Below are 24,919 nucleotides of genomic sequence, written 5' to 3'. Positions count from 1 at the left end.
AAATCTGCAGGGCTCGCTCAGCCTACGGTCCACCAGGCAGCGCGTAGGCGACAATTGAGTCGCCGGGCGCGGTGCGTAGCCCGCCGTGCCCGCCCGCGGCAATAACGATGTACTGTCTGCCGTCCGCGCCCATATAGGTCATCGGGGTAGCCTGGCCGCCGGCAGGCAGGCGAGCACGCCATAGCTCGGTACCAGTGCGTTCGTCGAAGGCGCGTAGATAGGTGTCGGCCGTTGCGGCCATGAATATCAGTCCGCTGCCGGTCACGATGTTGCCCCCGATCATGAAGATGCCGGTGGCCAGGGCTACGTTGGCGTGCGTATTGAAGAGATTCGAATCGCGCGTCGTGCCGACCGGTTCCTCCCAGGCAATGCGGCGACTTTTTAGATCGATGGCGACGAGCTTGCCCCACGGTGGGGCGCTGCAGGGAACATCGAGCGGCGTAAGCCACGGCTTCACTACGGCGGCGTAAGGCGTGCCGTACTGCGGCGCGACCGCAAATTCCTTCGGCTTTGGGTACGGCGCGTTACTATTCCAGCCGGCCCACGGCTTGATCAATCCCCGACGCATCGCCTCCGCTGTCGGCATCGACTCCATGGTGAAGGGAATGTAGCTCGCATTGGCAATCAGAAGATGATTTACAGGGTCCAGCGTCGCGCCGTACCAGTCCACCACGCCATCGAACGCCGGATACGCGATCGTGGTGCCCAAGGAGGGCGGCGTATAAAGGCCGGCGTAGTGCGCACGCCGGAACTGGATGCGACACCAGAGCTGCCCAATTGGCGTGGCGCCCCACGTGTCCTTCTCCGTCAGCTTGCGTGGGGCCAGCGTCGGCATACCGACGGAATATGGCTGCGTGGGAGAAGGCCGTTCTCCGGGCAATGCGGGCGACGTCGGCACGGGTTTTTCGACCACGTTGGCAAGCGGCTTGCCGGTACGACGATCCAGCAGAAAGAATTCGCCCATCTTGGTAGTTTGCACAAGCGCGGGTACTGTGCTGCCGTTGGGTCCCGGCAAATCGACGAGCGTCGGACCGATCGGCAGATCGAAGTCCCACAGGTCATGATGCACCGTCTGGAAGTGCCAGCGCTCGTTGCCGGTTTCAATGTCGAGCGCCACGACGGCACTGGAGTATTTGTCATCGAACGGCCGTCGATTCGCGCCGTAGTAATCGGGGGTCGCGTTGCCAAGCGGCACGTACACGAGTCCGAGCTCCGCGTCGGCCGTGTAGGTTCCCCAGCCATTGGGCGTGTCGCGCGTATAAATTTCGCCAGGTCTGAGCGGCGCCGTCGGATCGGGCTTGCCCATGTCCCAGGCCCATGCCGGCTTTCCCGTAAGTGGGTCATAGGCCCGCACCACGCCCGACGGTTCGCCTTCAGCCTGCTCATCGTAGATCCAGCCGCCGAGAATGATCCTGTCTCGCACGACGAGGGTAAGCACGCGGCGATCACATCTGGTTTTCGATTGCTTGGCGTAAGAGCATACGTTTCCACGATCAGGAAGCGGACACGTGCACACTATGTCGCAGGATATTTCGACGGGCCGCACACGGCGGACCTATAGCGCCTCGTTCAAGTCTGCGCTTATCAACCAATGTCGGCAGGTCGGCGTCTCATGTTCAGCCGTGGCGATCTCCCATGGCCTGAATCCCAATGTGCTGCGACGCTGGATTAAAGCGGCCGCCGACCCCAGCGACGCTACGCCGCCTGAGCCCAACTCGCTTGATATCGACGTCAAGGCGGCTTTCATCGCGCTGTCAATGACTGTGCCGACACCACAAGCGCCCGATGCGGCGCAAGTGAACGTGCGTATCGACATTCAGCGCAACGGCACAACGGTGTCAGTGCTGTGGCCGCAGCTTTGCTTGAGTGAGAGTGCGGCTTGGGTTCGGGAGGTGTTGCGATGATCCGCATCGACGCCATTTGGCTTGCGACCGAACCTCTTGATATGCGAGCCGGCGCTGATACCATCCTCGCACGCGTGGTGAAGGTTTTTGGGTCCGCACGGCCACACCACGCATATTTATTTGCCAATCAGCGCTCGACGCGCATGAAGGTCCTGGTCTACGACGGATTTGGTGTCTGGCTTGCTGCGCGACGCTTGAACAAGGGTCATTTCGTTTGGGCCAGTGATCATGGCGATGTCGCTGAGACATTAAATCTCGAGCAACTGCACGCACTTGTGATCGGGCTGCCCTGGCAGACGTTGGCGCATGATCACGTCATCGCGGTGGTATAGCAAAGACGTATACAGTTTCGATTCCCCCGGCTTTCAGGTGCTGGCAAACTTGAGAACATGGATTCCCCCACTGATCTCGACGCCCTGAACCCCGATCAACTGCGCGCACTCGCGCGACAATTGATAACCCAGGTCGACGAGAAGACGCGCGAATCGCACTACCGCCAAACGCGCATTGACCAGCTCACGCATGAGCTCTCGGTCATCAAACGTCTGCAATTCGGCAGGCGTAGCGAGCAGCTCACCACCGAGCAATTGAGCCTGCTGGACGAGGCCATCGATGAGGATTTGGCCGCGTTGGAAGCTGAGCTCGATGAGCTGCGCTCGGATGTGCCGCAGGAGAAGCCCCGCAAGCGGGCCAAACGCTTGCCGTTGCCGCCCCAGTTACCCCGTACCGATATCTCCCACGAGCCGACGGAGTTGAGCTGCTCCTGTGGCTGCCAGCGGGTGCGCATTGGCGAAGATATTAGCGAGAAGCTTGACTACACGCCGGGCGTGTTCACTGTTGAGCGCCATATCCGCGGGAAATGGGCCTGCAAAGCGTGCGAGACATTGATCCAGGCGCCGGTGCCGCCACATGTGATCGACAAAGGAATTCCGACTAATGGATTGCTTGCACAGGTGTTAGTCGCCAAATACGGCGACCACCTTCCTCTGTACCGGCAGGAACGCATCTTCGCCCGCGCGGGTGTTGCAATTCCACAGTCGACGCTCGGCGGCTGGGTGGGCATATGCGGTGTGCGTTTGCAGCCCCTGGTCGAGGCGCTTCGCGAGGAATTACTGCGTCACACCGTCTTACATGCAGATGAAACGCCGGTGCAGATGTTGAGCCCCGGCAAAGGGAAGACACATTGCGCCTATCTATGGGCGTACACGTCGACCCAATTCGCAGACGTGCGCGCGGTCGTGTACGAGTTTGCAGACGGTAGATCTGGCGAACATGCTCGCGCCTTCCTGGGCGACTGGCGTGGCAAGTTGGTCGTCGACGATTACAGCGGCTATAAAGCCGGATTCAAGTTGGGCATCACGGAAATTGGCTGTATGGCACACGCACGGAGAAAATTCTTCGATCTGTACGAGAGCAAAAAAAGCCAGATCGCCGAACAAGCACTGAAATTCTTCGTGGCGCTCTACGACGTCGAGCGCGAAGCAGCTAACTTAGACCCTGAACAACGACGAGCGATTCGCGAGGAGCGAGGCAAGCCAGTCGCGCAGGCGTTGCACGTCTGGATGCTTGCACAGCGCAAACTTGTCTCCGAAGGCTCGCCGCTCGCCAAAGCCCTGGACTACAATCTCAAGCGCTGGCAGGCGCTTACGCGCTATCTTGACGATCCTCAGGTGCCCATCGATAACAATCGAATCGAGAATCTGATTCGCCCGTGGGCCATTGGAAGGGCGAATTGGCTATTCGCGGGTTCTTTACGCGCTGGACAACGAGCTGCAGCTATCATGAGTCTCGTGCGTTCCGCCCAGCTTAATGGGCACGACCCGTACGCATACCTAAAAGATGTTCTCACGCGGCTGCCGACGCAGCGGGCCGATAAGATCACTGAATTGCTTCCGCACAATTGGGTACCAGCCGCCCCCTGATTAAGCGCACCTGTGACTTTGCCGGGCGCTTACCGACGAGGGGCTGAGAAGTGATGAAAAGAAAGCCCGGCGGAACCTTGCCCATGTGCTCGGTGAGGCTCACAAAGCCGTGTTCGCCGAAGCCCTCACAGGGTTTGCCCGTCTCGGCATCGAGCGCGACGATGCGCGCGTCGGCGGTCGTGGCAATGATGCGCCGCGGGCAGTCGCTTCCGGGCGGCGCTTCCTAGTAGGCGACGCCGCGACACGCGAGGTATTCGTTTGCCGCGGTCTGTGCATGTGGGTCGAACGTCCAGATCGGCTTGCCGGTGGTTGCGTCGAGCGCGATCACGTGTCGATGTGGCGTGCATAGGTATAGCCGGTCGCCGACCTTGATCGGCGTGGCCTCGAAGTTGAATTCGCGTCCCGCGGTCGTTTCGCCCTTACGTGGAAGATCACCTGTCTCGTACTGCCAGGCCTTGCGTAGCCGCTTCACGTTGGTGCCCGTAATCTGACCAAGCGGCGAATAGCGCGTGCCCGCCATCGTATGGCCGTAATAACGCCAGTCGGTATCAACCGTATCGACCGCTGGTAGCGCACTATTCGTGCGGAGGTCGGATAGCGCTTCGTATTGAACGTGCCGAGCGTCCGTCACGGCGAAGCCCGACCAGAAAATGCCGATGATCGACAACGCATAGATGACGCCGGCGACACTGGCCGAGATGCGGGCCGCATGCCTGGCGGTGAGCGGCCGTACGACCATCGGCAAGCTACACCATATGCCGAGCACCGCGAACAGAAAGATACGCGGCATTAATTTCCAGCCGTCCAACCCCACTTCGAAAAGTGACCAGGCGAGCGTGCCGATAAACAAAGCGAAGTACCACCACAGGCTCCCTTCGCGGCCCATGATCATTAGCACGCCAGACACGACGAGCAGAGTTCCCGCGACGACATAATAAGGGGAGCCACCGAGCGCAAGAAGCCACCCGCCGAGCGCCAAAAATGCCGCCCCAAACACGGTGATGAAGACGCCGGTGAGAGTGGGAAATAGAAAAGAGTCGACGCGGCATGGCAAGCCTCGTTGGGAACGAGCATGCAGGGGCACACAGTGGACACGCAATTTGCATGCCGCGCTGTATGCCGCGCCGCATGCCGCGCTCGACATGGCGGACTTATGCGCTATCTGCCAGGGGCGTTGGATGACGACGTACCGATGTTGCGGCGAGGGAACTGAATCCCCCGGCGATTCAGCGGACTCGTCAGTTCCCTGCCTTGGCGACAGAAGCGCAATCGCCCAATCGCCGAGATTGGCGGCTGGCCCGCGGCTTGCCCTGCGGTACCGTAGGAAGCGCTGCGCTTCGACTGCTGCTGCTGCGGGGGCGGCTGCGCCGTCAATTAACTTCGTCGGGAGTGGTGTTGTACGGCATCGGCAAGGGCTTGCAAGTTGAACGGCTTTGGCAGACATGCATCACAGCCTGCCTCGCGCGCCCGGGCTTCTTCCTGGGCGACCGGACGACCCGTGACGGCGACGATGGGAACATCCATGCAATGCGGGAACTTCCTCAATTGACCGACCAACTGATAGCCGTCCATGTCGGGGAGATTGACGTCGGTGATGATCAGGTCGATTTCGGCTTTCTCGGCAATCCGCAAGGCGTCGGTCCCATTCGTCGACGTTGAGACGCGTGCCTCGTAGAGCGACAGCAGATCAGCCATCGCCTGGAGCGAATCTGGTGAATCTTCGACCAAAAGAACGTGGACGTCTTTGAACACCGACAGGGCGGCCGGCCGTTCGCCGGCCTGTCGATCGGCGGACGCCGCATCGGTGGGTAGCTGCACCACAAAGCGGGCTCCTTTGCCGTCTCCCTCAGAAAACGCCTCCGCCTTGCCGCCATGCAACTCGGCAATCTGGCGCACGAGCGACAGGCCGATTCCCAGTCCGCCGGGTCGCGTGCGATACGGTACGTTCGGCGCTTGCTGGAACATGTCGAATATCGATTTCAGGGCGTCCGGCGCAATGCCGCAACCTGTGTCAGCGACTTCCAGCCGGGCCTGATCGCCGCGCTGATCGAGCCGAATGACCACCTCGCCGCCTTTGGGTGTGAATTTCAGGGCGTTGCTGAGCAGGTTCCAGACGATCTGCTCGACGCGCACCGGGTCACCTCGAATCAGCACCGGCGTTTTGGGCACGTCTAACTGAAAATCGATCTCGCCCTCGTCGAAGTCTTTCTGCATCGCATTCGCGATGGTACGAACGGCGTGGCCAAGGTCCGTTGGCGTGAATCGCAACGACAGCTTACCGGTCTGGATGCGCGAGAAATCGAGCAAGTCGTCGATGATCTGAGCTTGGGCGAGAACCGACTTCTGGATCGCGTCCGATACTTCCTGAACGCGGCTGATATGCCGCGCCTCGGGCAGGCGCGCGAGAATCTCCGCCTTCATATGAATCAAGTTCAGCGGGTTTTTAAGTTCATGCGACAGCACGGCAATGAACTCGTCCTTGAGACGGCTGAGCTTGCGAATCTCCATATTGCGTACACGCTCCCGCGCACGCACGCTGTTTTTTCTGCCGTCGGCCAGTTTGCGCTGCGTTGCATCGTGGACAATCTTGGCGTAGCCGGAGAAGCCGGGCGCTTCGATGCGGCTGAGGAAGCCGCTGCAATAGATGCGCGCGCCGCTTTTCGTTGCATGCCAACGCTCGTCCTCGGCGCGCCCCCGTTCGAGGGCTTGATCGCGCTCTCGGGCGGGCACGCCGGCGGCGATGTCTTCGGCGGTGAAAATAGATTCGAATGGTTTGCCAAGCATTTCCTGAGCATCGAAGCCAAACAGGTGCTTGGCGCCGGCATTCCAGCTGACGATCGCCGCATCGTCATCGAGCACGATGATCGCGAAATCGTGCGTCGCGTGCGCCGCGAGCTTGAGCTTCTCTTCGCTGCGTCGCGCCTGATCCTGTGCGGCCTTTTGTTCTGAGATCTCGATCAGCGCGAGGAGGGCGCCGTCGATGCGATCATCATCGGTGCGGTAAGGCAGCACGCGCGCGAGGAACGTGCGGCCGTCCTTGCTGGTCACTTCTTTTTCCGACCGCTTGAGCGACTCAAACGCCGCACGAAGATCGGTGAGCATCTCCGGATAGTCGAGCTGGTGGGTCAGATGCTCAAGCGGCCGTCCGGTGTCAATCGGCCGGATATTAAAAAGGGTGTCGGCAGGCGCGGTGTACCGCTTGATGTTCAGCGTGCGGTCCACAAACACGGTAGCCACGCCAACCAAGGAGATCAGGTTTTGAAGATCATCGCTGACGCGGGCGGACTCCTGAACCTTGGCCAGCAGTTCGGAGTTGACCGTCATGAGCTCCTCATTGAGCGACTGCAATTCTTCGCGGCTTGCCTCCAGCTCTTCGGTGGCCGAGCGCAACTCCTCGTTCATCGCCTGAAGTTCTTCGTTCGACGCGCGCTGTTGCTCGCTGGAGACCTGCTGACGCGCCATGGAAGTGCGCAAACGATCTTCGCTACCCTCGAGCGCCTCCCTTAACGTGTCCAGCGTGTCCTCGCCCTCAGATGGGCCGTGCTCGGAGACCGCATCCGGCAGCGGCGTCAGTACATCGCAGGTGGCCGACACGAGATATTCCTGGTGCGCGCCATCGCGGAACAGTCTGAAGGATATGTTCACCGCGATCTCGCCCGATGCGGTCATCAACGGTACAGACGTTATGTCCTCGCGGCGAGCCGTTTTCAAGCAGCGCTCAATCGCCTGCCGAACCCCCGGCTGGGCATCGCTGCGTACGATGTCGAACAGGTTGCCTGCCCTGGTGTGGCGCACGTCCTCTGTTAGCCTGTTTGCGTGTGTTGAGCGATGCACGATCGTGCCGTCCAAGCGCATGACGACTATCGGCGGACCAAACAGGTCGAGCGCGCGAGCCCGACTCGGCAGATGAGCCTCGTCTGCATCGGCGATCGGCGGCATCGTGAAATACGTCTGGCCGCCAGAACCGGCTGCTTCCCCATCGGTAAGCGGCAGCACGTTGCCAGGACTTGACGCGGCCGCGTTCGGCAGCGCGCGGTAGATCTTTTTGTGCTTGTCGATGGGTGTGAACAGTTCTCGAGCGAAATCGGCTGACTCCGCTGAACCCAGAAACAGAAAACCTTCATGCGGTCGCAATGAGAAATAGAAGGTGTCCATCACTTGCTTCTGCGCACGGCGATCCATGTAGATCAGAATGTTGCGACAGGAAACCAGGTCGGCACGCGAAAAAGGCGGATCGCGAAGCAAGTTGTGGGCAGCAAAAATCACCGTATCCCGAAGCGATTTCGCCAAACGGTACCGATTACCCTCCTTATTAAAGTATTGGCTGAGGCGCTCCGCTGAGATGTCGTTTTCGATCGCGAGCGGATAGTTGGCCGTGCGTGCAATCGCAATGGCGCGCTCGTCGATGTCGGTGGCGTAGACAGTCACGCGGGGCCGATGCCGTAAGTGGCGCACGGCTTCGTCGAGCAATATGGCGACGGAAAACGCCTCTTCGCCGGTCGCGCATGCCGCAACCCAGGCGCGCACTTCGTCGCGTCCTCGGAGGTTTTTCAGGAGCTCGGGGATGACCGCGCGCTCCAGTACTGTGAAAGCGTCCCGATCTCGAAAGAAATGGGTCACGCCGATGAGCAGGTCCGCCAAGAGCTTGGGCGTCTCCTCGGCGTTGTGATCGAGGAAATGTCGGTACGCGCGCGGAGTCGATAGTCCGTTGACCTGCATGCGGCGCTCGATGCGACGCACGATCGTGCCACGCTTGTAGTTGGAAAAATCATGGCGAGTCCGTGCGCGCAAGATCGCTAGAACCTCATCGATCGCATCGGCATCGGGAACCGGGGGTTGCGATGCGGCTGCATGTTCGTCATCCGATGGCGCCGGCAAGTCGATTTCGGCGGCGTTTTGCGCCAATGCCAAGATTCTCGGGATGATCTGATCCACGGGCAAAATAAGGTCGACATCGCCCGTTGCGATCGCGTTGCGCGGCATGTCGCCATACTCCGCTTCATCGGGACGTTGGGCGATGGTCACGCCGCCTTGCTCGCGCACGCGCGAGATGCCGACCGAGCCGTCCGTACCGGACCCCGACAGAATGACCGCGAACGCGCGCGAACCATGCGCGTCGGCCAGACTTCGAAAGAACACGTCAATCGAAGTCGGCGGCAAGCGCGGCGGGTCCGGCTCGCTCAGACGCAAATAGCCATCGATCATCGCGAGCAATTTACCGGGCGGGATCACGTAGACCGTGTCTTTCTCGAGAGGCACCGAGCCGCTCACCTGACTGACCCGCAAGCGAGTGACGCGCTGAATGACGTCGTGCGCGTGGCTCGCGTGATCGGGCGACAGATGCAGTACGACCACGAAAGCCACGCCAGGCGAAGGGGGAGCGGTCTCGAACAGGCGCAGGAGCGCCTGCACCCCACCCGCCGAAGCGCCCACGCCGACCACCGGAAAGTCGGGTCCGCGCGGTTTGCCAGGTTGCTTTTCGTTCGCTTTCATGTGGGTCTCTCGTTGCGCTGAATTGCTCGCCCTCTCGTCCGGGATCCTACGATGAGCAGGAAGCCGCATATGTGATGATATCGAGAAGCGCAAATCGACCGATGTCTCGATATGTCGATGTCTCGCTTCAGCGCGTCGGCAAACCTTTCTGCTAGATATCCTAACGTTTAATTGCTATAAAGCTTCACTTCCACTACCTTTTGGTTCGAATGCAATTCCGACCGGCCGCCTTTGCCTCGTACAACGCGCGATCGGCGCGCCGGACTGCTGCATCTACCGTGTCAGCCTCGGTAAATTGGGTCACTCCTGCCGAGAAACTGTAGTTGATGGAAGGTTCTTCTCCGGTTTTGACGCTTTGCATCGACACGCGATTCTGCAACAGCGTGAGAACGGCGACAGCCTCGTCGAGCGGGGCGCCGAGCAAGACAACGAGGAATTCTTCTCCTCCTATCCGGCCTACGGTGTCCTGCCGCCTGAGTGTATGTTTGCAGACCTCCGCGAAATTCATCAGCACCGCATCGCCGGCTGCATGTCCGAACTCGTCGTTGATCTGTTTGAACCGGTCGAGATCAACCAATGCCATGGAAAGCGGAAGCGGCGCAACCGACTGGACGAAAGCCTGCCGGCCTACCTCCAGCATTTCGAAGGCATGCCGTCGATTCGGAAACCCGGTCAAAGCATCCGTTCGTGATTCCCGATAGGCGGCGTCGCGTGCTTTTCGTGCCTCGTCCTCGCCTCTTTTCTGCTCGGTAAAGTCAACGCCTATTAGGGTGATCCATCCATTTTCAAAGAGGGTTTCGGTCATCCAGAACCAGCGTCCGTCGTGCATATCCGTCGCAAACGTGCGTTCGCCCGGTGTACCGCGCCGGCGGCGTTGAGTGTCCGCAATGAACTGGATAGGGTCGTCCCGATCAATACGAGGTCCGCACTTGCGTTCCACGCAATGAAGAATCAGGTCGGCGAACGTCATTGAATGCTCACTGGACCACAGTTGAAATATCCTGCGGAACGCGGCGTTCGCATATATCAGGCGGTCTGACTCGTCGTACACCGCGACTATCGTTCCGCCTTCCGACAAAGATTTTAGAATTGCGCCGAAGGCTGGGAATGCTGCTTGAAACTCACCGGAGGAAATCATTGTTCATCCCAAGAGTGTCTACCTTGACCTCACCCTGATCCGGAACGCGCTGCCTTGTCGATGACGGCAAGCAGTTCTCCGAGATCGACGGGCTTGACGAAATAGGCGTCGAAGGAGTCCTGCCCACGATAAAGGCTATGGTCTCCAACCCGGCCGGTAAGTGCAACAAGGGTGGCGCTCCGACCTCGACTGCTCCTGATCCGGCGAGCAACTTCGCGGCCGTCAACGTCCGGTAGCCCGAGGTCCAGGACGACAACCTCGGGTTTGAACTCCTTCTCGACGTTTAAGGCTTCATGGCCGCTTTTCGCGGCCCGGATGATGTGCCCCTCCGACTCAAGCACAAGGCTCAGGCTGATCGCCGCATCCTCGTTGTCATCGACAACAAGCACCCGGCGCGCGACCGATGCAGTGGCAAATTGCGGTAGGGACGGCCGCTCAAGGGAGGTATCGACAGTCGGGATGACCGGCAAGCGCACATCGAATGAACTTCCTTTCCCAGGGCCTTCGCTGTGTGCTGCTACCTTGCCCTCATGGAGTCGAACCAGCGCACGCACAAGCGCCAGGCCGACCCCGAGGCCGCCCTTCAGCCGGCCACCGCCAGATGGAGCCTGGGCGAACATTTCGAAGATCGCTGCTAGCTGGTCCTGCTCGATGCCGATGCCATTGTCAGTCACGGTGATCACGGCCTCATCGTCCTGCCGGATAACCGAAACCCACACGTTTCCGCCCACAGGCGTGTAGCGGAGGGCGTTATTGAGCAAGTTCTGGACGATCTGCGAAAGCCTGACGGCATCCCCACGGACATAGATGGGCTCAGCCGCAATTTCCGCTGCCAGGTGGTGCGACGAACCGGTGATGAAGTGGCGCGCGCGCGTGCTTTCGATAACGTCTCTCACGACGGCGCAAACGTCGGTTCGCGTGCGTTGCAGTTCGATCCGCCCTTCAGCGATGCGCGAGATATCCAGCAGATCATCGGTTAGGCGCGAGGCCTGATCCAGCTGCCGATCAAGCATATGAACGGCCCAATCCTTGTCGGGCAGGGACGGGTCCGGGCGTTTGAGCAGGGCGATGGCAGACCGCATTGCGCTGAAAGGATTGCGCAACTCATGCGCGAGCGTGGCCAGAAATTCGTCCTTACGCCGATCCGCCGTCATGAGGGCCCGTTCGGCGGCCTCCTTTGCCTTGAGGGCCTCTTCTGCCCGTTGGCGCGCCTGAACAAGCTCACGTTCGTACTGATGCCTGTCGTTGACGATTATGACCGCGAACTCGTCCACTTCGCGTCCTGCCTCGCTTACGCGACAGGCGTTGACGAGCACCGGAATGACGACTCCATCATTGCGGCTCAGGCCCAGCTGCACTTCCGCCACCGAGCGCTGCACCTGTAGCAGCGGGACGAGGTGCGTGTGCATGAACATCCGGCCACCGACCGTCAGCAGATCCAGAAAGGTCAGGCGATCTACAAGATCGGCTGCGGAAAAGCCCAGCCATCGGCACAGCGTCTGATTGACGCGCAGGATTTTCCCGCCTGCCGCAGTTGCCAGCAAGCCGCAGGGGGCCCGTTCGTAGGCCGCGTTGCCTGCGGCTACCACGTCACCGCGTTCATGCGTCGTCACCTATGACCTCGTGAAGGAATCCCTCGATGGCATCGACGCTAGCGCTGGGCGCACTCAAGTGGGGACAGTGGCCGATATTTCTTACAATCGCCAGCCTGCTCCCGGGAATCGTTCGGTGCATGTACTCGCCGACGCAAACCGGTGCGAGAAAATCGTCATCCGATTGAACGATCAGGGTGGGGGTAGAGACGCGAGACAGTTCGGCCCGGTGGTCCGCCAGGAAGGTGACGCGTGCGAAGTGTTTTGCAATGTCTGGATCGGTCCGACAAAAGCTGTTGACGAGCTCATCTCTAAGGTGCGGCTGTTCCGGCGCGCCCATGATGGCTGGAGCCATCGTGCTCGACCAACCGAGGAAATTGTTTTCCAGCGTTTCCAGCAGTTCTTCAACGTCCGCACGCGTGAATCCGCCGTGATATTCGCCGTCGTTTATGAACGAGGGCGAGGGTCCCACCATGACGTTGGCGGCAAAGCGCTCGGGCGCCCGAAGCGCAGCGAGCATTCCGATCGTGGCGCTGACCGAGTGCCCGACGAAGATAACGGGACCGGTAGCGGTCTCGTCAAGCACCTCCAGAACGTCGTCAGCATAACCGCTCAGCGCACCGTACTTGGTGTAATCGTAGCTCGCAAGATCCGACCCGCCGCTGCCGACCAGGTCGAACAGAACGGTCCGGTAACGACCTTCGAATGTCGGAGCAACAAACCGCCACATCGACTGGTCGCAGCCGAAGCCATGGGAAAAAGCCATGGTTGCTGGCCCACTGCCCAACACCTGGACGTTATTTCTTTTCAGGACGCTCATAGGCTCTCAGAAACGGTTTGGCGCGCAGACCGGGCCAGAAGAGGAGTTTTCACGAGAAGGCAAAGGCAGTTCGAACATTTTACCTTGTGGCGCAGTTTCCGGTTTTTCAAACGAAGCCATGAGACATGGTGGGTCGCGGAAGCTACCCGTCCGCTAAAAATACATCTAAGTTCTTCTTGTCGACGACGCGCCTGGCAGAACCGAGGCTATGGAGCCTGCCTGCTCCCGCATCCCCGCTGCGTGTGTTCTGCGTCAATAGCGGCGGGCGGGCGCACAAACTGACGTATGCGCGGCTTACAGACTGTGCGACACAAACCGCGATACGCGGGGACGGTCGGGTTACGTCAGAATGTCCCGGCCGGATTGCGTCGGCTACGAGCAAGCTTTCTCTTTGACGTTTCGATAAACATCATCGACGGCATTCTCGTTTACGAGAAGTCGAGCGGAGTTCCGATGGCGGGGGACGCCGTATCTCGATTTTCGCGCATGTAGTTGCGCACGGCACGCAGCAATAGATCCCGAACGGCTTCCTCGCTCGCCCGATCACCGGCCCGCAAAAACAGTTCGGCGAGGGCCGGGTCTGTAAGGGTGCCAACGCCCACACGATGATTCAATCGAAACCCGAAAAGAACCCAGTCGCCCGCGGTTCTTTCATTGATAAACCAGACGTTGTCTAATACTTTCGCTTGACGAGTGACAGGTCCTGCGCGCATCGTTTAATTGGGAAGATGAGTGCTTATTCCCCATGGTAAGGCGGCTTCACTGGACGGGCAACGAGCTTGTTGATGGCCGAGCTAAACCGGCTGAATGCCGATTAATTGATCGATGTGGCAAGCGTACGAAATGTCAGAAAGTGAACTCGGCTATGAATATGGAAGCACGACATCCTTTATCTTTGCGATTACCCTTTCGGTCGTTCGCTGGTCCTCGGAGTCATTGTCGTGGCACTGCTGATTATTCGGATGGGATTTCGCGGAAAAGATAACTTCGACCTGCCTCATTATCAGGCTTTAACGAATCCGTTCCGCGCCGACGCCCGTACAACTGAATTCTCTGCATCAAAATGCGGTTTGGTGTACGTCCCGCGACGCGTCTTGCACTTGAAGAGTGCCGGACTTCTATCATCTCGGCCGCTGACTGCCCCGTCTCAGTGAGGCGCAGCGTCACCGCCTACGTGATCGCCGGTACGGCTTCAATCAGAGCGATGCCGATAAGAGCACCCACCGCGGCGCTCACGAGCTTCGGATGCCAGCGGTCCAAATGCAGCGTGCTCAATAACGCTCCAATCAACACAACACCGAGCAGCGCAAAAACGCCAATCAAATAGGCTATTTCGAAGTCGTTGTTGATGAGCATGCCGGTCTCCGTGTGATTTCCGTGCCTGCCTTAAGAATATCACAACGTGATGTAAAAACATGTTGCAATGCGCCATCAGTGGGAAGCGGCTAAAACGAGTCAGAGATCAGCGAAAGTGCGCCCGACGAGTGCGTCACAGAATGCCTCATCCGCATCGGTGATTGCCACGACCATCTGAATAAAAGCGGTACTTGCATTCAGCTCTTGGGCGAGCACTCGCGCTGTGCGCAAGGAGACCGCGCTTTGCGTCTCGCCGGTGCAATCGCTCGTGCTCTTCCGTCTCGTCGACTTTTTCGTGACGCAGAATAAAGAAGAAACGTGCAGCGCCCCACGCAAGATTGTCTTCAAAACATTTTCTTGTGGATTGGCGCCAGCCGTAATGCCCGGTCGGTCGACCTGGTCAGCATTCCTGCGCAGTGGTTGCCGCATCGCTGTAAAACTGTTGATCTGATTGCTGATTCAAGTGCGATGGGATCGACCGGCTTGAGAAGGAACATCGACCATGGCGCCGGCAGTGCCCCGCACCAAGCGTGGCCCGACATCATGATGACGGGAATCTGTCGGGATGCCGGGTAGCGGTCCAGTTCTTCGCAAAGGCGGACGCCGTCCATCGTCGGCATATCGCGATCGGTGACGATGAGATCAGGAAGTCGCGTGCAGGCGAGCGCGAGTCCAACTTCGCCGTTTTCGGCCGTGAGAACGTTGTAGCGCTGTCGGAGGAATGCTTGCAGGGCTTCGAGGGTGCTAGGCTCGTCGTCAACAAGAAGAATTGTGACCATGTGGTCGACCGTTGCGTAATAATTCGATGGCGCAACGTGCGTGCCAGCAGCGAGATTAGCACTCGTATCGATATGTGGCTTTGTCGGATGCGATGCCTTCTACGATAACGCTGGTAAGCAATCTTCATACCTGTAAAGCGATGTCGGGGTCCGACTATCGCGTCACGAATGGCGGGTTCGATTTTTCAAGACGCCGCGACTTTGTTCCGGCCAGCGGCTTTCGCACTGTACAGCGCCTCGTCAGCGGCCCGGATGACGGTGCTGACATCGCCCTGCTGCTCCGGCACACAACTGGCCGTGCCGATGCTGACGGTCACGCGCCCGTATTCACTACCCGCGTGATCGGTGGCGAGCTCGCTGATCGCCGTGCGGATCGTCTCAGCAATCTGCACCGCACCGGCGGGGGGCGTATCGGGCAACACCACCACGAATTCCTCGCCGCCGTAGCGGGCCGCCGTGTCGGCGGGCCGCCGGATGTTGCCGCTGATGCACCGCGCGACCGCGGCAAGCGCATCGTCTCCGGCCTGGTGCCCGTAGGTGTCGTTGTAGGCCTTGAACCGGTCGATGTCGACGAACAGCAGAGAAAGCGTGGTACGCGTACGACGCGCTCGGCGCCACTCCCGCTCAAGAATCTCGCCGAGGGTGCGACGATTATTGAGGCCAGTCAGCCCGTCCGTTTTGGCGAGCATCTGCAGTTCCGACTCGGCACGCATCCGGCGCCGCAACTGGGCGCCGAGCAGAACTGAGAGCACAACAAATCCCACACCGAGTGCGGCCGTCAGCGAGCCGATGGTGAGCGCGCGCACCCGCCAGGCGGCATAAATGTCCTGTTCGGCCTCGGCGACCATGAGGACCAGCGGCACATGCGGCAGATTCTTGAAATAGTAGAGCCGACGCACGCCGTCGATCGATGCCGTTTCGGAAAACGTGCCCTCCGGCGCGCTCCGAAACCGCTGGAAAGTCGCGGCCCGGCTGATGTCGCGGCCAATCATGTGCACGTCGTACGGCTGGCGCATGATCATGATGCCGTCCTTGCCGATCAGCGACATCGAGCCATGTGGGCCAAGCCTCAGGCCGGCGAACAGTTCGTGAAAATACAGGTTGATCGCAATGAGCACGATGCCGGCAAACGAGCCGTCCGGATGCGAGAGCCGGCGCGAGAGCGCGATGCTAGGGGTGCCGGCGCGCAGGCGGAATTCGTAGGGATCGCTGGTGTATAGCCCGACGTCCGGGTGGTCCCGGTGGATCGTGAAATACCTGCGATCGGCGAAATTCCCGTGGCGCGGCACGTCATTTGCCGAATCCAGGACGACATGGCCCTCGGCGTCCATCACCAGCATCGAGCCGAGAAACTGGGCTGTCATCGCATGGTCGAACAGCACGCCGCGCCGCAGCGCCGGGGACGCCATCACATCTGGGCGTTGCAGACCCTGCATCACCGCCTGCGGTGACAGGTCGTACAGCTCGAAATTGCGTTCGATGTCGCGCTCGGCGATCAGACCGAGATTGCGCGAGGTTTCGCGGGCGCGGTCAAGCGCGTCCTGCCGACTCTGATACAACACGGTAGCGCAAAGCCCGATCATGAGCAGCACGATGATGGTCGCACCGAGGACGATCGCATGAGGTGCGGATAATGCATATCGCTTGAATCTGACCGTCCGCCAGAAACGTTTCCTGTCTTCCTTCTTCACCGATTCTCCATGTCTCGGCCGATGTAGGCGCATGGGTCAGCCGGTCAGCCCCGCGTCGATCGCCAGACGATTTGCGTGACCCGGTTCTGTTTTATGAGTACTTGTCGCGTTCGGGTCCCGCGCAAAGACCTCTATGCGGGACCGGGACATGGCCCGATGACCGGCCGGCCCGGCTGCGCTTGTGCGCCGCCGCGGTATTTTGCCATCACCCGCTGCGCGTGAAGGCGCGATGGATGGCTCGACACCGCCGGACGGCCTCTCTCCGTTTAACGGCCACCGCACAGGCGGACTTAAGCTCGACAAAGCCGCTCGGTTCTCTGTTTCTTCGACTCTTCAAACCTTCACCCTCGCGCTGCGGTTTTCAGTAGGTGATGGTCGCGATCACCGTGTCCGTGTAGGTGCCCGCCATGGGTGTCGTCTGCGGCTGCACGCGCGCATAGACGGTCAATAACTGGCTGCTGCCCGTGCCCGTGCCGGTCACGGTGCTGGTGCCCGCCGAGCCGTCGCCCCAGGCGATCGAATAACTCGCGTTCTGATAAAGCTGGTAATGCACCTGGTCGGTCCCGCCGCCCCGCGTCATGCGCCGGTCCGCGACGGCTGACGTCCTGATGGGCATGGAAAGCGAACTCCGGGAACGGTCCGTAAGCGCATTAGGCGGCTGGAATGGATGGCGCATGTTTGTCGTAAAGGAAAAGCGCCCCGAAAGCAGCGTTATTACCTCCTTCATTCTGGAGCTCGTCGACGGAAAGCCTGTCCTTAACTTCGAGCCGGGACAGTACATCAGCATTGCCGTGGACATACCGGCACTGAACCTGCAACAGATCCGCCAATACAGCCTCTCTGATATGCCTAACGGGCGCAGTTACCGCATTTCGGTCAAGCGGGAAGAGGGCGATGCAACTCGCCCGCCCGGCCAGGTGTCGTCGCTGCTCCACGAGCACGTCAACGTAGGGGATCAGGTCCGATTAGCCGCGCCTTACGGCACGTTCTTCATCGACGTCGATGCGGCGACCCCTCTCGTGCTGATAAGCGGCGGTGTCGGTCTTACGCCGATGGTGAGCATGCTCAAACGAGCCATTCAGAACCCGCAGCGACAGGTCGTCTTCATTCATGGCGCGCGCAACAGTGGTGTTCATGCGATGCGAGACCGACTCAAACAAACGGCGGCAACGTACCCAAACTTCCAAGCTATTGTGTACTACGATGATCCTCTGTCGGGCGATGTTCAAGGCCTCGATTTCGATCGAAAGGGCTTCGTCGATCTCAGTGAGATCAAAAACGTAATCTTGTTGCCAGGCGCCGAATACTACATCTGCGGCCCGATTTCTTTCATGCGCCTACAGCACGATGCTCTCAGGCAGTTAGACGTCCCTGAGTCAAAGATTCATTACGAGGTGTTCGGCCCGGATCTCTTCGCGGAATAGGTGATTCGACGATGACATCATTCCCCGATGGAGAAATTTCACCGGCGTACTTGGTTATTTCATAGGCTTTACATAAAGGAATATAGCGCGTTCAATTCGTGTAGTGGCTAAGTTGTAATGTCCGCTTTGGGGGTGCGGCGGAATTCTTGGACTTGTTTATGCTTCGATACCGAGACGTTCCCGGTATTCGGTGGGACTGAGTGAGCCAAGCGATATCTTGATTCGCTTGTCGTTGTACCAGCGTATATACGAGCCAACCACTTCGATGAATTGTTCGATAGTCGTCGCTTGCCAGTTTCCAGGATAAAACAGCTCGTTTTTCAAACGCCCGAAGAAGCCCTCACAGGCCGCATTATCCGGCGAGCAGCCTTTGCGTGACATCGAGCGAGTCAGCTTTGCATCGCGCATTCGTGAGAGCCAGCCGGGCCAGCGATAATGGGCGCCCCGATCAGAGTGAACAACGGGCCGGTCGGTGCTATCGACTACCATCTCAACTGCCGCATCCAGCATTGTATTGACGAGGTCCGCATCTGGACGCGTGCCGATCGACCAACTGACGACCAATCCATCGAAGCAGTCGATCACCGGCGACAGATACACCTTTCCGGCTGGAATATGGAATTCAGTGATGTCCGTAAGCCACTTTCTATTTGGCGCTGTAGCACGGAAGTCGCGGTTGATAAGGTTCTCTGGTGCCGGGCCTATTTCTCCCTGATAGGAGCCGTAGCGGCGTCGCTTCGTCGTCACGCTCAGGCTTTCCTGCCGCATCAAACGCCGCACAACTTTCTCCGAAAGAAAGACTTCCTGCCTACCCAGTGCGGCCTGTATCCGACGGTAGCCATAGCAACGGTAATTGAGATCGAAGATCTCTGTGATGGCCAGGCGCGCAGCAGCGTACTTGTCAGATATTCGTAGGCGCGCCCGGTGATAAAAATAGGAACTGCGGGCAAGGTCGAGTTCAGACAATAGATCTGACAGTGCATAGGTTTGTTTCAGGGCATCAACTAGCAACGTCTTTTCCCGATTGTTCAGGATCTGCAGGTCGATGCCCAGGTCTTTTTTTAGCAGTTCATTGGCCTTCTTCAAGATGTCGTGTTGAAGCTGCAGTTGCCGGATGTCTCGCTGAAGCGACTCGACCTGGCGCTCCAGTTCCTCTCGATCCGGGGCTTGCGACGGATTTTTTGGGCGTTTCATGGATGCTGGAGCCTCGCGACCAAGTAGCTGATTTTTCCAGTTATACAGCGTCGGCCGACTTACGCCCATTTTTTGAGCCACTGCCTGGCCGCTTTCCTGTCGCGTGCAGAGATCAATGACGGCTTTCTGCTTCAACTCCCGGGCGTGCCGAACGCTTGTGGCTCTGCCAACGACGCGCGTCTTTTTTGCAGGGTGTCGTTCATCGAGCCAGGCTGCAAGCGTCACGTCGACAGGGTATCCCAATGCCTTCACTGTCGCGGCCAGGCAGCGACCATGGCTCAGATAGTGATCCGTAGCGGCCTTTTTTTGCTCGTCCGAATATTTTGGCTTTGAGCAGGTACGGCTTGCTGGCAAATCATGGAATTTCTCGTAAATTCGGTACCAACGCTCAAGAGCCTTGGTTGTCGGATAGCCCAATTGACGAACGGTCATCGTGAGACGCTTCCCCAAGCGTATGTAGAGCTCGACTGCTCGAATGCGGTCTTCGTACGAATACATGAACTACCTCCTGGTAGTCCAACTTATCCGCCGCACCCCCGCGAGCGGACATCTGTATTTAGCCTCGACAATTCGCTATCCTGACTACGCCACTGATCAAAGCACGGAATCGGTGATGTCGCAGTACGCAATAGCCGGGGCGCGCCAGGGCTGGAATCGGCACGGATTACGTCGCCGAATCACTCATGGGATTCTTCACCGAATTCGGGGACGGCGGCGCCGACATCCTGCCGCTGTCAGGACTTACGAAGCGTCGTGTCCGAGCCCTGGCGCAGTCGTTAGCGCGCTGAAGAACGCCTTGTGATGAAACTTACAACCGCAGATTTCGAATCTCTCACTCCCAAACGGCCGGACGAAGACAGTTGGGGCATCAGCTACGAGAACATCGATGACTTCCTTGATAGGAAGGAGATAAGCGACGAGGTGGTGACCACCGTCCGCCGTTTCCACTCGGCGACGCAACACAAACGCTCGTTACCCGTCGAAGTTCCCCAAGGTTGACGGTTTGCAGTGCCTTGCGCGGCGTCGGTGGCCCGAGCCGCGCTTCCGCCAGAGGTACCGTAAGGACGTTTGGTAGGTGAATCGAAAGCTTGGACTGGTAGATTTTAATGATCTAGATCTTCCATCTTCCGCCGAAGCCATGAACGACAAGCTGTCCAATGCCGCGCCGATGGAAACCGTTCCATCAACCTCAAGTCCGGGCTACGCGAAGGCACATCCTGTCACTCGGGCGTTCGATACATTCGCCAGCGCGGTCACACGCTGGGCGGGATCGCCGGTCGCCTTTGGCCTTGCCGTGATCGCCATTGTGACCTGGATCGTCACCGGTCCTGTCTTCAAGTTCTCCGACGGCTGGCAACTTGTCATTAACACCGGGACGACCATCATTACTTTGGCTCTTTTAAAAACGGAGTGGGTAACGGCCTTCAGCGGGCATGCGAGTTGAATGCAGAGAAGTCGAGTTTGCCTGCGATGAGAAACAGGACCGTTCGCATGGTTTCGAAGCGAGCGTATCCACGTGCCTTGCGCTTGGTGGCCTGAAACAGTCCGTTGATGGCTTCGATGAAGCCGTTGGTCTGGCGGGTCTGGGTCCAAGCGACGATGCCGTCGAAGTGACGACGAATCAATCGCACCACCTCCTTCATCGGTTCGACCTTCGAGCGCATGACGTTGGTGCACCACTGTTGCAACATCTCGGAGACGACATTGATTTGCTTGCGCTCGAGAATTTCGCGCAGTTGCTCGCGATACAGCCAGGCGCGTGCGGTGCGGCTGGTTGTGTACTGACTGACGAGCGCCTCGAGGTCAGTCAGTTGGGCCAGATTGAGTTTGTTCGCGTCCTTCAGCAGCGTCCAGCGCATGCCTTTAAGTTCCGGGTCGACCTTCTGTTGTTGGCGACGCACTGTATCGAGCGCCTTGGACGCGTGCGCGACGACGTGGAACTTGTCGAAGGTCAGCCGCGCATCGGGCAGATGTTCGTTGACTCCCTTGATGAAAGCCGGCGACATGTCGATGCTGACCGAGCTGACCTGTTCGGGCTTGCCACCGTGTTGGCCCAGATAGGCGGCGAAGCGTTCAATCGTGCTGGCGTCCTTGCCGGTTGTCACGAACACGACCCGCCGCGCCTGCATGTCGGCCACCAGTGTCAGATACTCATGACCGCGCCGGTACGAGGTTTCGTCAATCGCCACCGTCGTCACCTCCGACAGGTCCGCCGACGCGAGCGCCAGTTCGACATAGCGCGAGCAGATGGCGTGAACCCGGTGCCACGACAGGTTGACGATGCGCGCCACGGCAGCAAACGGCATCTGCTGAGCGAGCATCAGCACAAGCGCCTCGAACAGCAACGTGAAGCCGCTGAGTTGACCGACCCAATCAGGTTCCACCAACCGTACCGAGCCGTCCGGCAAGCGTACGCGCGGCACCCGTACTTCCAAATAGCACTCGTGCTGAAAGAAATTCATATGGCGCAGACGCTTGATTTGCGTGTCGTGCACCGGGTGCTCGCCGGCGACGCTGGCATAACCGAACCGGCTGCCCGCGACAAAGTCCACCGCGATCGTGAGTTGGCGTTTGCCGGCATCAAAGTCGACGCTTTGTACGTACGACGGGGCCTTGATTCCCAGAGCGGCTTCAAACAGTTGGTTCGTCATGTTTGTTTCGTCTTGCATGGCTGGTTGCAGCATTCTGCCGCAACCAGCCATGACTCAGCTTATCGAATCACTGCGCCTCAAGGGTTCGCTGCGCCGGGCTTACGCCCGCCCTTGACCCGCCAAACCACCCACTGAGAATTCAAAAGAGGCATTACTTTCCTCATGGTGTTTCTGATACAGCAGAGCGCGAACAAAGACAGCGTCGCGCTTCACCTCAAGCTGAATGAGTTACTTGCCTCGAACAAGCGAGCGAATAATCAATTGATCGGCATTGAGGACGCGACGGAGGATGAACTGCGAAAGCTGGCCGCTGCATATCTCCAGCTCGTCGAAAAGCACGACGCGAGCAGCGAGCTTACTGGCGACGACGGAGTCGCAGCGGAAATTGCACGTCGGCTCGCGGATGCACGCGCAACCGATTCCGCCGAGAGCCAGACGAATGACGCAACGTGAACGGACGCACCTCGGCAGCTTTTTAGTGACCTGTTTCCACGCGGGCAACATCAAGTGTTTAACAGCCTGGTCCCCGTGACCGAACCACGAGCGTAGAGAAAGCGCGGCACGAATCGCGCGACAGTCGCTTTCCGCGGGCCGGAGAGCGGCTGGTGCAAAGCAACCCGACGGGTGGAAAGTTACCAGGCTGTCAACGCTCGGCGCCCAGCCGAAGGGACACTGCTAAGCTTCTTCGACTTCGACCCAAAAGGTTCGACGAGCGTCCGAAAACCGGCCGGGGAGCTACGGAGTCGCGTCCACCCTCACTGCCTTAAGCCGAGCGCATTGAGCGGTTGCGCGAGGGAACGTTGGTTGCTGACTGAGGGCTGCAAACGCTAGACAAACCATGCAGCGCAGTTCTGAACGACGGAGACTATATGGGCGGTTTCACACGGTCCGATATCGAGGGTCTGCTCGAGACGCTCGAGAATAACTTCCTCGGTTGGTCGAGTACGATGGCGCCCGCGATAATGGGGGCGCCGGAGCAACGAGAATTGGGGCAAGGTTCGCAATCAATCCGAGACGTTCATAGAAGCCCGCGCCGCTCACAGCCGCGCGCGAACACTTCCTCCGAGCACAGGCTCGCCACAGCATTCATGCTCCGTCAGTTCGATCCGGCGATGACGCCGTAGCAGAAGCACGGGGCATATAACGTGCTTCACGTCTTCCATCGAATGAACAGATTGGAGACGACATGGCGACTGACGAACGCCGCCGCCTAGGTGAGTGGCTTCCGCGCGAAGAAAAAGTCATTGCTCGCTTTCGCGAAACCTTCGCAGAGCACGCCCGCCAGCGAGCGAAGGCGACGAAGATGAACCGCGTAGTCGAAGAACTGGCCGCATTTATCCGCGACGATCCGGTCGTGCGCATGGACTTTACGCGTGCGATCCTGCAGGCGCGCGAAGCCGGATATACCCTCGGTTATTCGAGCGTAGACGAATTTATCGTTCTGCTCGATGCGATGCTGACCTATGCGCCGCCTTTCAGCGAATCGAGCCTGATTCATTGTCCGGTGAACGCGTTGCTCGATTGGCCGATGGTCATGCCATCGGGCTACGCGCTGTTTCGCGATCCGGCGTTCAACTCACATTTGAAGAAAGTGCTGAACGTGTGGTCCGGGTTCTTGAGCGGACCGTATTCGCGCACGCATTTGACGACGGCCTCGCCGAACGGCTGGTTCAGCGAGCAAGCGGACGCGAAGATCGGGCTCGATCAGTTTCTCTGCGATCCGCATAAGCCTTATTGGGGATTCTCGTCGTGGAATTATTTCTTCACGCGCGAATTCAAGCCCGGTGCACGTCCCGTCGCACGGCCTGACGATACCAAGATCGTCATCAGCGCGTGCGAAGCGTCGCCGTATAACGTACAGCACGACGTGCAGCTTCAGGATTCGTTCTGGATCAAGTCGCAGCCGTATTCGCTGCTCGAAATATTCACCGCCAAAGAAGCGGAGCTCGCGGGCCGCTTCGTCGGCGGGACGGTGTATCAGGCCTATCTCAGCGCGTTCTTCTATCACCGCTGGCATGCGCCCGTAAGTGGAATGATCAAGAATGCGTATCTCGTCGACGGCGCCTATTACTCGGACGCCGATTCGGAGGGCGAAGACCCGAGCGGTCTCAACGATTCGCAAGGCTATATCACTGCAGTCGCGGCGCGGGCGGTGATCGTCATCGACTGCGACGATGCGAGCATCGGTGAAGTCGCGTGCGTGTTCGTGGGCATGGCGGAAGTGTCGTCATGCGTGATCGAGGCGCTGCCCGGCCAGCGCGTGCGCAAGGGTGAAGAGCTCGGCTACTTCCAGTACGGCGGCTCAACATACTGCCTGATATTCAGGCCCGGAGTCATCGAAAACTTTGAGCGCCAGCCACCGTACGACGACGATGCTTCGCCGGTGCAGGTCAACGCGCATCTGTGCACGGCACGCTGAATGCCAAAAAGTCGCGTGAGCAGTCAGCTCTTCGCAGGCGCGCCGCACGAGCGTGGCTAGCGAGACGGTCCTTCTTCGCCTTTTCGAACGCGTCGAACAGCTTTTCGACGGCGCGACGACCGTAGGTGAGTAATCGCATCGCATCCCGACTTGTGGTCGTTCGGCTCGTGGCGCTGGTGGTGCGCGGATTGTTCTTCAGTGGCAAAAACAGCGCTCGCTCTTGCAGGGTCGCCATGTCGCCGCTCCACTGCTGTCAAACGAACTAAAGTCGAGACGATTTCGCTACCAAAATTGAGACTTTTGTGACAAACGCCCGGCGTCGAATAAAAAAACCGTTAAAAACAATTGATGCGGCGAAAACTTGAAGTAAAGAGTAAGTCAGTATGACTTTCCGTGGGTAGAGGGGCTGGCCTGGCGTGGGGCATCAACGCGGGTTGGCATCGCTGCCAGAGCCGCATGGGTGGGCAAAGGCCGCACCCCGGCAACTTCCCCACGGAGGCCAGCATGGACAACGATAGCACGGTGTACGTCGGACT

The 24,919-nt window shown here is 59.1% G+C and carries 17 protein-coding genes and 6 pseudogenes; 9 read left to right on the top strand and 14 right to left on the bottom strand.

What is annotated here, in order from left to right; all coding sequences use genetic code 11:
* Positions 1–22: 22 nt before the first annotated feature.
* Positions 23–1,438 carry a hypothetical protein gene (locus QCE88_RS39625; protein WP_309911365.1) on the bottom strand — a complete coding sequence of 472 codons (1,416 nt, stop codon included), beginning with the start codon at positions 1,436–1,438 and terminating at the stop codon, positions 23–25.
* A gap of 79 nt (positions 1,439–1,517) precedes the next feature.
* On the opposite strand from QCE88_RS39625, the gene QCE88_RS39620 reads away from it, so the two are divergent.
* Genes QCE88_RS39620 through tnpC form a run of 3 tightly spaced genes read left to right on the top strand, consistent with a single transcriptional unit; the run spans position 1,518 to position 3,826 of the window.
* A complete protein-coding gene (locus tag QCE88_RS39620) occupies positions 1,518–1,904 on the top strand; it encodes a transposase (protein ID WP_309911364.1) in 387 nt (128 codons plus the stop codon).
* Positions 1,901–2,236, top strand: a complete 336-nt coding sequence (gene tnpB, locus QCE88_RS39615) for an IS66 family insertion sequence element accessory protein TnpB (RefSeq protein WP_309851376.1) — start codon at positions 1,901–1,903, stop codon at positions 2,234–2,236. Before QCE88_RS39620 ends, tnpB begins: the two co-directional genes overlap by 4 nt.
* Positions 2,237–2,293: 57 nt before the next feature.
* Entirely contained in the window at positions 2,294–3,826 is a 1,533-nt protein-coding gene (gene tnpC, locus QCE88_RS39610) for an IS66 family transposase (protein ID WP_309911363.1), read from the top strand.
* Here the strand turns inward: tnpC and QCE88_RS42175 are convergent.
* From QCE88_RS42175 to QCE88_RS39565, 10 genes and pseudogenes are all read right to left on the bottom strand, one after another.
* A complete protein-coding gene (locus QCE88_RS42175; RefSeq protein WP_409018326.1) occupies positions 3,783–4,013 on the bottom strand; it encodes a hypothetical protein in 231 nt (76 codons plus the stop codon). The genes tnpC and QCE88_RS42175 overlap by 44 nt on opposite strands.
* 36 nt (positions 4,014–4,049) lie before the next feature.
* Positions 4,050–4,970, bottom strand: coding sequence for a hypothetical protein (locus QCE88_RS39605; protein ID WP_309911361.1), 921 nt, complete (start codon positions 4,968–4,970; stop codon positions 4,050–4,052).
* A 230-nt stretch (positions 4,971–5,200) separates the two neighbouring features.
* Positions 5,201–9,319: a chemotaxis protein CheB gene (locus QCE88_RS39600; protein WP_309911360.1), complete on the bottom strand. Its 4,119-nt coding sequence runs from the start codon at positions 9,317–9,319 to the stop codon at positions 5,201–5,203.
* A 193-nt stretch (positions 9,320–9,512) separates the two neighbouring features.
* Positions 9,513–10,457: a diguanylate cyclase gene (locus tag QCE88_RS39595; protein ID WP_309911358.1), complete on the bottom strand. Its 945-nt coding sequence runs from the start codon at positions 10,455–10,457 to the stop codon at positions 9,513–9,515.
* A gap of 29 nt (positions 10,458–10,486) precedes the next feature.
* Positions 10,487–12,070 carry an ATP-binding protein gene (locus tag QCE88_RS39590; RefSeq protein ID WP_309911357.1) on the bottom strand — a complete coding sequence of 528 codons (1,584 nt, stop codon included), beginning with the start codon at positions 12,068–12,070 and terminating at the stop codon, positions 10,487–10,489.
* On the bottom strand, positions 12,057–12,869 hold the full coding sequence (locus tag QCE88_RS39585) for an alpha/beta hydrolase (RefSeq protein WP_309911355.1): 813 nt from the start codon (positions 12,867–12,869) through the stop codon (positions 12,057–12,059). Before QCE88_RS39585 ends, QCE88_RS39590 begins: the two co-directional genes overlap by 14 nt.
* 1,170 nt (positions 12,870–14,039) lie before the next feature.
* On the bottom strand, positions 14,040–14,225 hold the full coding sequence (locus QCE88_RS39580; protein WP_309911354.1) for a hypothetical protein: 186 nt from the start codon (positions 14,223–14,225) through the stop codon (positions 14,040–14,042).
* Positions 14,226–14,569: 344 nt separating this feature from the next.
* Entirely contained in the window at positions 14,570–15,004 is a 435-nt protein-coding gene (locus QCE88_RS39575; protein WP_309911352.1) for a response regulator, read from the bottom strand.
* Positions 15,005–15,189: 185 nt separating this feature from the next.
* A complete protein-coding gene (locus QCE88_RS39570) occupies positions 15,190–16,695 on the bottom strand; it encodes a sensor domain-containing diguanylate cyclase (RefSeq protein ID WP_309911351.1) in 1,506 nt (501 codons plus the stop codon).
* Positions 16,696–17,056: 361 nt separating this feature from the next.
* Positions 17,057–17,290: pseudogene (locus QCE88_RS39565) on the bottom strand (spore coat protein U domain-containing protein); the annotation flags it as partial.
* 1 nt (position 17,291) lies between these two features.
* Here QCE88_RS39565 and QCE88_RS39560 point away from each other — a divergent pair.
* Positions 17,292–18,119: pseudogene (locus QCE88_RS39560) on the top strand (FAD-binding oxidoreductase); the annotation flags it as partial.
* A 156-nt stretch (positions 18,120–18,275) separates the two neighbouring features.
* On the opposite strand, the gene QCE88_RS39555 reads toward QCE88_RS39560, so the two are convergent.
* Positions 18,276–19,811, bottom strand: a complete 1,536-nt coding sequence (locus QCE88_RS39555) for an IS3 family transposase (RefSeq protein ID WP_309911350.1) — start codon at positions 19,809–19,811, stop codon at positions 18,276–18,278.
* 115 nt (positions 19,812–19,926) lie between these two features.
* Between QCE88_RS39555 and nadE the strand changes: the two are divergent.
* Both nadE and QCE88_RS39545 read left to right on the top strand, forming a co-directional pair.
* Positions 19,927–20,312: pseudogene (gene nadE / locus QCE88_RS39550) on the top strand (NAD(+) synthase); the annotation flags it as partial.
* A 169-nt stretch (positions 20,313–20,481) separates the two neighbouring features.
* Positions 20,482–20,715, top strand: a pseudogene (locus QCE88_RS39545) (low affinity iron permease family protein); the annotation flags it as partial.
* A 22-nt stretch (positions 20,716–20,737) separates the two neighbouring features.
* Here QCE88_RS39545 and QCE88_RS39540 read toward each other — a convergent pair.
* On the bottom strand, positions 20,738–21,964 hold the full coding sequence (locus QCE88_RS39540; protein WP_309911348.1) for an ISL3 family transposase: 1,227 nt from the start codon (positions 21,962–21,964) through the stop codon (positions 20,738–20,740).
* A gap of 150 nt (positions 21,965–22,114) precedes the next feature.
* Here QCE88_RS39540 and QCE88_RS39535 point away from each other — a divergent pair.
* The 3 genes and pseudogenes from QCE88_RS39535 to QCE88_RS39525 form a co-directional block, all read left to right on the top strand.
* Positions 22,115–22,417: pseudogene (locus tag QCE88_RS39535) on the top strand (low affinity iron permease family protein); the annotation flags it as partial.
* Between the two features lie 398 nt (positions 22,418–22,815).
* Positions 22,816–22,956, top strand: a pseudogene (locus QCE88_RS39530) (alpha/beta hydrolase); the annotation flags it as partial.
* A gap of 194 nt (positions 22,957–23,150) precedes the next feature.
* A complete protein-coding gene (locus QCE88_RS39525; RefSeq protein ID WP_309911347.1) occupies positions 23,151–24,383 on the top strand; it encodes a phosphatidylserine decarboxylase family protein in 1,233 nt (410 codons plus the stop codon).
* Here the strand turns inward: QCE88_RS39525 and QCE88_RS39520 are convergent.
* Positions 24,355–24,618, bottom strand: a complete 264-nt coding sequence (locus tag QCE88_RS39520) for a hypothetical protein (RefSeq protein WP_309911345.1) — start codon at positions 24,616–24,618, stop codon at positions 24,355–24,357. The two genes, QCE88_RS39525 and QCE88_RS39520, sit on opposite strands and share 29 nt — an antisense overlap.
* Between the last annotated feature and the right edge of the window lie 301 nt (positions 24,619–24,919).

It is taken from the genome of Caballeronia sp. LZ035 (genome assembly GCF_031451175.1).
Taxonomy (GTDB): Bacteria; Pseudomonadota; Gammaproteobacteria; order Burkholderiales; family Burkholderiaceae; genus Caballeronia.
Note: the sequence above shows the minus strand (reverse complement) of the source record. Positions and strands in the feature narration are given on the sequence as shown.